Consider the following 8,075-nt stretch of genomic DNA (forward strand, 5'->3'; position numbering starts at 1 on the left):
ATCCAGTCCAACAACTGATACTTGCTCCATCGTCACTCTCCTCTCCGACTGATCCGCAGAAATTATCCTGCGGGGTGGAGAGCCGTCCACGACATCACTTGCCGCCGATATAGTGTTTCAGATAGCTGTCCATTGCCTTAGGCCTCCGTTTTCAAATTGTTTCGTTGGGCCGCGCTGCGAGCTCTGCCAAGGCCGCATGGCCGAGGCCGATTTCTAGCGCGTTCAGCCAAGCGCAGGCCGATCGAGCCATTCGCCGAGCAGGGCGTTGAACGCGCCCGGCGCTTCGAATGCAGAAAGGTGGCCGGTGCCTTTGGTGATGTGGAACTCAGCGCCCGGAATCAGCGCGGCGGCTGCGCGCAATTCTTCAGGCGGGTAGAGCTTGTCCATCTCGCCCGCGACTACCATGGTGCGAACCTTGACCGAAGGCAGCAGCGGCAACAGGCTGTCGCGCGCGATCAGCACCGAGCGTCCGGCCGTCGTCAGGCTCTTGCGGCTCTGGCGGGCGATGCCGGAGAGGAACACAGCCAGCTTTGCCTTGTCCAGCGCCTTGAGATCGGGGAAGAACGAGCGCCCGACGCCCTTGCCGAAGAAGGCGCTGCCGCCAAAGAGCTTGGCCAGTCCGACCACGAATTTCGCACCGCGCAGCGCCTTTGGATCGCCGTGATCGAACGGGGTATTGGCCAGCAGCAGCGATTTGAAGCGTTCGGGATGGGCTGTGCCAAGATGGCCGCCGATGATCCCGCCCCAGCTGGTGCCAACCCAGTGGACCGATGTTTCACCATAGGCGTCGAGAATGTCGATCGCCGCCTGCGCGCAATCGGGCATGCTGACCAGATCATCGGGCACGGGGCTGTCGCCATGCCCCGGCGGATCGATCACCAGCAGCCGGTAACGCTCCGCAAAGGCTGCAACTTGCCCTGCGTAGATGCGGTGATCGGTGTACAGCGCGGGCCAGAAGACGATCGTTCCCTCACCGCTGCCATGTTCATGGACGGCGAGCTTGCCGATCCGCGTCTCAATCTGGCGCGTTTTTCCAGATATCATGATGCTGCTCCCGCCGGCTCGATCACCAGTTTGCCGAGGCTTTGGCGGCTCTCGATAAAGTGGTGCGCCGCGATCGCATCAGTCAGCGCAAAGCGCTTGCCGATCACAGGCTTCAGCCCGCCCGATGCAGCCATGTCAACCAGTCTCTGCAAATCGCTGGCAAAGCGGCTGTCATCATTCACGATCCCGTCGAGGTGGAAGCCTGCGACCATCTGGCTCGGTCGCATCAGCCGCAGCGGCGAAACCTGATGCGGCACCCCGCTGGCCAAACCATAGCAGATCACCCGCCCGAACGGGGCCAGGCAATCGAGGCTGCTGTTGAAGGCATCGCCGCCGACACTGTCGAGGACGATATCGACGCCCGCGCCTTTGGTGATCGCCCTCACTTCGCCGACCCAATTCAGATTAGTCGAATCGAACGCCGCATCGGCGCCCAGCGCCAGCACATGATCGCGCTTTGCCGCGTTGGACGCGAGGCCGATCACCGTCCCCGCGCCCAGGTGCTTGGCCAGCTGGATGATCAGCCCGCCAACCCCGCCGGCCGCGGCATGGACCAGCACGCTTTCGCCCTTGGCCAGCCGCGCCATCGTGGTCAGCAGGTTGAGCGCGGTTGCGCCCTGGTTGGGCAAGGTCACGGCGGTGGCATAATCCATCGCCGCCGGGATGACGATCGCGGTGCGCGCCGGCAGCGCCGCCAGCTCGGCATAGCCCCCGCTGCGCGAGGGCAGCAGGCCGACCACCCGGTCGCCAAGCGCAAAGCCCGAAACATTCGCGCCCATGCTAACCACCGTTCCGGCGACCTCTGACCCCGGGCAGTAGGGCAGCGGCGTAGGTTCGAGATAGAGCCCCCGGCGCTTGCCCGCGTCGGAATAGTTGACGCCCGCCGCCTTGACCGCGACCAGCAGATCGTCGGGTCCTGGGGCGGGATCGGGAACTTCTTCAAGCTTCAGAACTTCGGGCTCGCCCAGTTCGTGATATTGGACGGCCTTCATGCCAATTCCTCCTGTGCGATCCAGCTGCCGTGGAAACCGAACGGCACCCGCACCGGCAGCTTCACCTTGGCTACCGGTTCGCCGTCGAAATTGCCGGCATCGATGATCACCAAATCCGACGTGTTGGACCGGGCGTCCCAGACATAGGTGACCACCCAGCCATCGCCTTCGACCGCAGCGGCGCTGCGCGGAATGAAGACGCATTCCGACCCGAAACGCATCGCGCCGTGATCGTGAACCTTGAGCGCCCCGGTTTTCGTATCGAGACAGAAGGACGAACCGCGATCCATCTGAACCCCGGCGGCATAGATCATCCGGTGTTCGCGGCCGAATAGCCGTTCGTCAACGCGCGGAAATTCGTGCGGCGCGGTGAGCGTGACCTGGCGGGCGACGCGGGTTGCACCGGGCGCGATCGTCCAGCGTTCCATCACCGGCAAGCCTTCGTTCGGGCCGGTGCGGTTGGTATCGAACATCCGGGGGTGGACCACCAGATCGATCTGCACCGCGCCGTCGGCATCGTCAAAGGCATTGGCGACGTGGAAGCTGTAGCAGGGGTCAACCTCGACCCAGCGTACGCTGGCTCCGTCACCATCGCGCGGCAACAGCCCGACGCGCGCCTTGCGGCCTTCGCGCCAGTGATAGGCGAAGTTATTGCCGCCCGCTGCCGCTTCATCGTCCCAGACCACCGGCAGATCGAGCAGCACGACATAGCGTTCGGTCAGCGCGAAATCGTGCATCATCGGCCCGTCTTCAACCGCGACGGCCACGCGCCGTTTGACCTTCAGATCGGGCCCGACCACGACATGCCAGACGGTATCCTTGACCCCGACGTCGTAGGTCATCGCATGCCATTCCAGGCGCGCGTGATCGGTATGGGGGTGCGCCGCCCACGATCCGTCAAGCGTGCCCGAAAAATCGGAATAGGCGATATTGTTCAGATCGGCATCGAGTTCGATCGGATAAGGGCCCGATTCGACCAGCGCGAAAATCTTGCCACCGAAGGCCTGAACATGGGTGTTGACCACGTCGATCGGGCTGCGCTGTGGACCGGGAACGCCCTTTTCGCCGATATGCCCGGCGGTTTCGTGCGAGCGGATGAAGCGGTTGCGATACCACATCGCCTTGCCGTCTTTCAGGCGGGTGCCGTGGACCATGCCGTCACCCAGGAACCAGTGGTGCGTCGCCATATCGACCACTTCCATCGGATTGGGGCCGTTGCGCAGGAACAGTCCATCTAGCTCTGGCGGGATGGTGCCTTCGACCACCAGAGCGTCGGCGCTGACCTCTTCCAGCACCGGGCCGTAGTTTCCGGTCAGATAGGTATTGGGCGCGTCGGCCGGATAGGGCGCGCGTACGGCGGCACTGGCGGAACCGGCTGGAGTGAGAGTTGCAGTATCCATGATCGAATCTCCCTTCAATCTTTACAGCATATAGTTTACGCTTGATTGCTGTCAAGGCGGTATAAAAAGCAAGAAACCAAGCTTCTAGACCTTCGAAAATCAGACAACTCTCATTGTTCACCTCCTGAAACTTTACGTAACATAATTTGTGGTCTATAAACGATTCGTGTTCGAGAGCCGACCCCGCTGCGGGCCGGTTCGACACCCGAGAAAGGCATTGGCTGCAATGAACAAACCCGTTCTTGACTATCTGTTTGGCCTTTCCGGCCAGGTTGCGATTGTCACCGGCTCGACCAAGGGGATTGGTCTGGCGGCGGCGCGCGCGCTGGCCCGCGCGGGCGCGCGAGTCGTGATTTCGAGCCGCTCGCAGGCGGATTGCGACCGGGTCGCGGATGAACTGGCGGCAGATGGTTTTGAAGCGATCGGGTCGGCATGCGATGTCAGCGACAGCGACGCCCTGGCCGGTCTGGTCGCGCGCACCGAACAGCAATGGGGCAGGATCGACATTTTGGTGTGCAATGCCGCTGTCAGTCTGCATCGGGGTCCGAATCTGGACATTGACGATGCCAGCTTCGACGCGACGATGACGGCCAATGTCCGCAGCATCATGTGGCTGTGCAAGCAGGCGATGCCTATCATGGCGCGGCAGGGCGGCGCGGTGGTACTGATGTCGAGCATCGCCGGGCTGCGCGGCAATACGATGCTGGGTACTTATGGCGTCTCAAAAGCGGCCGAAATGGCCTTGGCGCGCAATCTGGCGCTCGAATGGGGACCATCGGGCATTCGCGTCAACGCCATTGCGCCGGGCCTGATCAAGACCGATTTTGCCAAGGCACTGTGGCAAGATCCGGAAAACGAGCGTGCAAAGGCCGCGGTCAATCCACTGCGTCGGCTCGGTAGGGTGGAGGATGTCGCGGGTGTGGTCGTAATGCTGGCCTCAGCCGCTGGTGCCTATATCAACGGTCAGGTTATCGTCGTTGACGGCGGAACGATGATTGCAGGACCGCACTAATGCAACGACCTCGAATGCTAACCCGGAAAAGATTTCAACATGGCTAGCCAGCCCAATGCTCGCGCGCCCAGATTGGCGAAAGCCGGATACCATCATGGCAATCTGCGCGCATCGCTGGTTCAAGCTGCGCTCAAGTTGCTAGATGAACAAGGGCCGACGGCGCTCACGCTTCGCGGCATCGCGCAGGTCAACGGCGTAACCCAAACCGCATCGGCCTATCACTTCACCGACAAGGAAGGGCTGGAATGCGCGATTGCCGCTGTCTGCTTTCGCGAACTGATTGCGCGCTTGACAGAGGCTATATCGGTTTCCGCGGCGCCTGAGGAGCGGCTGCTTGCAGCCATGCGAGCTTATGTTCTTTATGCCGAATCGTCGCCGGCGCGGTTCCAGTTCATGTTCCTCGCCCGATTGATCGGCAGCACCCGGGGCGATGAAGTGAAGGTGGCAGCGCGGACCTGCTTTGGACTGCTGCGGCTGCTGGTTGCCGAACTTGTCACGCAAGCGGGCGGGGACAGTGAAAGCGTGGAAACCGAGACGCTGGCTGCATGGTCTGTGGTCCATGGCTTTGGCAAGATCAGCGCAGGCAGCCTGATCCCGAGCCAGGTCGGTCAGCTGGTAAGCCACGACGTCGCGCGCGAGGCGGTGATCGCCTCCTTTGTTGAGGGACTGGCCGCAAAGCTTGCCGCGCGGCGCTCTGGAGGCACTGTGATGGAGCGCGGCCATGGGCGCTAACCCGGCATCGACCAGCGAAGCCCGCTTCGTTGCCCATTGGGCACAAACCCGGCCCGATGCGCCCGCGATCATTGACGATCAGGAAAGCGTGTCATTCGCAGAACTTGATCGCCGCGTGGGTGGCCTGTCCGCGACCATCCAAAGCGCCGGGCTCGGGCGCGGATCACGGATCGCCGTTGTCGGCGCAAACGGCATGGAAACGGCAGTCGCACTGCTGGCCGTCTGGCGTACCGGTGCAGCGGTCGCGCTTGTCAATGAACGGCTCTCACAGGCCGAACAGGAAAGGCTGATCGACTTCGCCGACGTGGCAGGCGTCCTGTCGTGCAGTCCGGCGGACGGCGGCACAGCGCTGCGCCTGCGCGATACGGCGCATGACGGCGCGGCTCCGGCGCACGGCGACGCTGCGCTGATCCTTTTCACATCGGGAACAACAGGCGCACCCAAAGGCGTGATGCTGGCGCATGACAATCTCGATTTCGTTGCGCACGGCATTGCTGCCAGGCGCGGCATTGGGCCTTCCGATTGCGCTTATGCTGCACTGCCGCTGACCCATGCTTTCGGGCTGACCTCGGTGTTGCTGGGTGCGCTTTGTGCCGGGGCCAGCGTCCGCATACTGTCGCGCTTTCAGCCGGAGGGTGTCATTGCCGGTTTGGAGAACAGCGGCGGCGTCACCCTGTTCAACGGTGTGCCAACCATGTTTGCCCGGCTGTGCGATCAGCTTGAGGCTCGCGCGGCGCCGCTCGCCAGCGCGTCGCTGCGTTTCATTGGTTGTGGCGGATCCCCGCTCAGCCCCGCTTTGGTCGACCGGGTGAACCAATGGATCGGACTGCCGCTCCACAGCGGCTACGGCATGTCAGAGGCCGGCCCGACCATTACGATGACAGACGGCGCCGACGATCCGCGCACCGCTGGCGTCGGCCTTCCGCTGCCAGGTGTCAGCCTGAGTGTCCGCAGTCCGGCCGGCGCGGCAATGCCTGCGGGCCATCCAGGCGAAGTTTATGTGCGCGGCCCCGGCATCATGCGCGGTTACTTCAAGGCCCCGGAACTGACCCGCGACACGGTCGACGCCGAAGGTTGGCTGCGCACCGGCGATCTGGGGCAAATTGATCGCGACGGCGCACTCCACCTGCTCGGGCGGCAAAAGGAAATGATCATCCGGTCAGGCTTCAACGTCTATCCGCTTGAGATTGAAGCGCTGGTCGACGAAGATCCGGCAGTCGAACAATGCGCCGTACTCGGCTATCCAGAAGGCGAAGACGAGGGCATCGCTCTATTCGTCAAGCTACGGGATGTGGATGCGCTTGATGCTGTCTTGACGCGCCTGACGGCCCGCATCGCGCCCTATAAACGACCAACCCGCGCCATCATCATCGATGATTTCCCCACGACGCTGGCCGGCAAGGTGATCAAGCCAAAGCTGCTGGAGCGAATGGGCGATTAAGAAATCGAGATGCAGCAGCACTGAAATCGGAACGATGAGCAAATCACAATATCATCACGGATCTGTCCGTCAGGATTTGGTCGCTGCCGCGCTGGAGGCGCTCAAAACTGAGCCATATGACGCAATCAGTCTTCGTAAAATTTCAAGGTCGATCGGGATTTCCGCCACAGCCGCCTACCGACATTTCGAAAGCAAATCTGACCTGATGTGTGAGTTGGCGGCGACCGGGCGGGCGATGCTGGCACAACACCTCGCGCAACGGTCGGATCGGCTTGCGCATCTAGGCAAAGCCTATTTGGGGTTTGCGACTGGCAACCCAAACCTGTTTGGCCTGATGTGTCAGTCTGCCGCGCCATTCTCTTCGGGCAAGAGCGATGCGATCAGCAGACAATGCATGCAACTTGTACCGGGAAATCCGGGTGACCCAGCAACTGCTACTCTTGTGGTTGGGTTTGAGGCCTGGGCGCTTGCACATGGCTTGGCGCGACTTGTGCTTGAGGGCCAGATCGATATTGCAGCCGCCGAGAAAGTATTGGACGGATATGCGGAGCGGAACACTGGAGGTACCCAACGAAATTCTGATCTTGGCGCTGCGAACAAATGGCGGTAAGTAGGAAATTACGCGGCTAAAGACGATTAAGTTCCGACACATTTACAAAGGAGAATTTCATGAAGGCCCAAAAGTTCGCCCTCATTTTTGCGGCGGCCCTGACCCCGGCGCAGCTGCAGGCAGGACCGGCCGGCACCGTTCCGGGCGTGGCGATGATACAGGGGGCGCAGGATGACATTACCTTGATCAAACAGGTGATGGGCAGTTTTGACGCTGCCATAAAGGCCAAGGATGTGGCCGCGCTAAGGGCCTTGTTCTACGAGGGCAAGATCGTGTGGCGCGCCACCGGCCATCCGCAATCGAGAGCCGAGATTGGACGCCTCGAAAGCAGAACCGTTCCGATTGTCGAGGACATTGGCGCACATCAGCTGATCGCCAACCCCGCGCTGACAGCCTTCCGCCTGGAGGAAGTGCTGGGTGAACCGACCATTCGCACCGACGGCCAATTGGCAACCGTCACCTTCTCCTATCGTTTTCTAGCGCAGGGACAGATCCAGAATTGGGGCGAGGAAAGCTGGCAAATGGCAAAAGCGGCCGACGGATGGAAGATCGTCCATCTCATGTTCTCCTATCATCTCGAACAGCTGAATCCGTATACAGGGGACAACAAGTAAACCTGTACCGCCAGAGGTCCGCGCCAGCTCGGCCCTGATCAAAAGCTGATCTTGGCCTTGACGCCATAGGTTCGCGGCGCGCCGGGGAGGAAGAAATCATAGCCAAACAGCGATTTGAAGTCCAAGCCAAGTACGGTCGCGTCCCGGCAGGTGGTGTAGGTTATGAGGGTAGCGCTGCTGGCCGGACGCGCGCTTTCGATATTGCGCTGTAGCGTCCGGCCAGCAGCGCG

9 protein-coding genes are annotated in these 8,075 nt (G+C 61.7%); 5 read left to right on the forward strand and 4 right to left on the reverse strand.

Annotated features, from left to right (window positions below):
• Positions 1–222: 222 nt before the first annotated feature.
• The 3 genes from C0V72_RS15565 to C0V72_RS15575 are packed head-to-tail and all read right to left on the reverse strand — an operon-like array spanning position 223 to position 3,436.
• Complete coding sequence (locus C0V72_RS15565) at positions 223–1,044, reverse strand: alpha/beta fold hydrolase (RefSeq protein WP_101795051.1); 822 nt, start codon at positions 1,042–1,044, stop codon at positions 223–225.
• Positions 1,041–2,036: a quinone oxidoreductase family protein gene (locus tag C0V72_RS15570; protein WP_094472422.1), complete on the reverse strand. Its 996-nt coding sequence runs from the start codon at positions 2,034–2,036 to the stop codon at positions 1,041–1,043. Before C0V72_RS15570 ends, C0V72_RS15565 begins: the two co-directional genes overlap by 4 nt.
• On the reverse strand, positions 2,033–3,436 hold the full coding sequence (locus C0V72_RS15575) for a carotenoid oxygenase family protein (protein WP_094472421.1): 1,404 nt from the start codon (positions 3,434–3,436) through the stop codon (positions 2,033–2,035). The genes C0V72_RS15570 and C0V72_RS15575 overlap by 4 nt, the downstream gene beginning before the upstream one ends.
• Before the next feature lie 226 nt (positions 3,437–3,662).
• Here C0V72_RS15575 and C0V72_RS15580 point away from each other — a divergent pair, with 226 nt between their 5' ends.
• From C0V72_RS15580 to C0V72_RS15600, 5 genes are read left to right on the forward strand one after another with little or no spacing between them, the layout of a single operon-like run.
• A complete protein-coding gene (locus C0V72_RS15580) occupies positions 3,663–4,448 on the forward strand; it encodes an SDR family NAD(P)-dependent oxidoreductase (protein ID WP_101795052.1) in 786 nt (261 codons plus the stop codon).
• A 39-nt stretch (positions 4,449–4,487) separates the two neighbouring features.
• Positions 4,488–5,180 (forward strand): TetR/AcrR family transcriptional regulator, encoded by a 693-nt coding sequence (locus C0V72_RS15585; protein ID WP_101795053.1) that lies wholly within the window; start codon positions 4,488–4,490, stop codon positions 5,178–5,180.
• Positions 5,170–6,621, forward strand: a complete 1,452-nt coding sequence (locus C0V72_RS15590; protein WP_101795054.1) for a class I adenylate-forming enzyme family protein — start codon at positions 5,170–5,172, stop codon at positions 6,619–6,621. The genes C0V72_RS15585 and C0V72_RS15590 overlap by 11 nt, the downstream gene beginning before the upstream one ends.
• Positions 6,622–6,655: 34 nt before the next feature.
• The gene (locus tag C0V72_RS15595; protein ID WP_101795055.1) at positions 6,656–7,231 is read left to right on the forward strand and encodes a TetR/AcrR family transcriptional regulator; all 576 of its coding nucleotides are present in this window, start codon (positions 6,656–6,658) and stop codon (positions 7,229–7,231) included.
• A gap of 59 nt (positions 7,232–7,290) precedes the next feature.
• Positions 7,291–7,845, forward strand: coding sequence for a nuclear transport factor 2 family protein (locus C0V72_RS15600; RefSeq protein ID WP_101795056.1), 555 nt, complete (start codon positions 7,291–7,293; stop codon positions 7,843–7,845).
• Positions 7,846–7,883: 38 nt separating this feature from the next.
• On the opposite strand, the gene C0V72_RS16480 is transcribed toward C0V72_RS15600, so the two are convergent.
• Positions 7,884–8,075, reverse strand: a 192-nt coding sequence (locus tag C0V72_RS16480; protein ID WP_172439063.1) for a hypothetical protein, incomplete at its 5' end; no start/stop codon positions are given.

This window comes from Porphyrobacter sp. TH134 (assembly GCF_002855495.1).
GTDB lineage: Bacteria > Pseudomonadota > Alphaproteobacteria > Sphingomonadales > Sphingomonadaceae > Erythrobacter.

What these genes read in the sequence shown, in the direction of transcription:
- C0V72_RS15595 (WP_101795055.1), top strand. Translation starts at nt 6,656, where the DNA reads ATGAGCAAATCACAATATCATCACGGATCTGTCCGTCAGGATTTGGTC.
- C0V72_RS15580 (WP_101795052.1), top strand. Translation starts at nt 3,663, where the DNA reads ATGAACAAACCCGTTCTTGACTATCTGTTTGGCCTTTCCGGCCAGGTT.
- C0V72_RS15575 (WP_094472421.1), bottom strand. Translation starts at nt 3,436, where the DNA reads ATGGATACTGCAACTCTCACTCCAGCCGGTTCCGCCAGTGCCGCCGTA.
- C0V72_RS15565 (WP_101795051.1), bottom strand. Translation starts at nt 1,044, where the DNA reads ATGATATCTGGAAAAACGCGCCAGATTGAGACGCGGATCGGCAAGCTC.
- C0V72_RS15590 (WP_101795054.1), top strand. Translation starts at nt 5,170, where the DNA reads ATGGGCGCTAACCCGGCATCGACCAGCGAAGCCCGCTTCGTTGCCCAT.
- C0V72_RS15570 (WP_094472422.1), bottom strand. Translation starts at nt 2,036, where the DNA reads ATGAAGGCCGTCCAATATCACGAACTGGGCGAGCCCGAAGTTCTGAAG.
- C0V72_RS15585 (WP_101795053.1), top strand. Translation starts at nt 4,488, where the DNA reads ATGGCTAGCCAGCCCAATGCTCGCGCGCCCAGATTGGCGAAAGCCGGA.
- C0V72_RS15600 (WP_101795056.1), top strand. Translation starts at nt 7,291, where the DNA reads ATGAAGGCCCAAAAGTTCGCCCTCATTTTTGCGGCGGCCCTGACCCCG.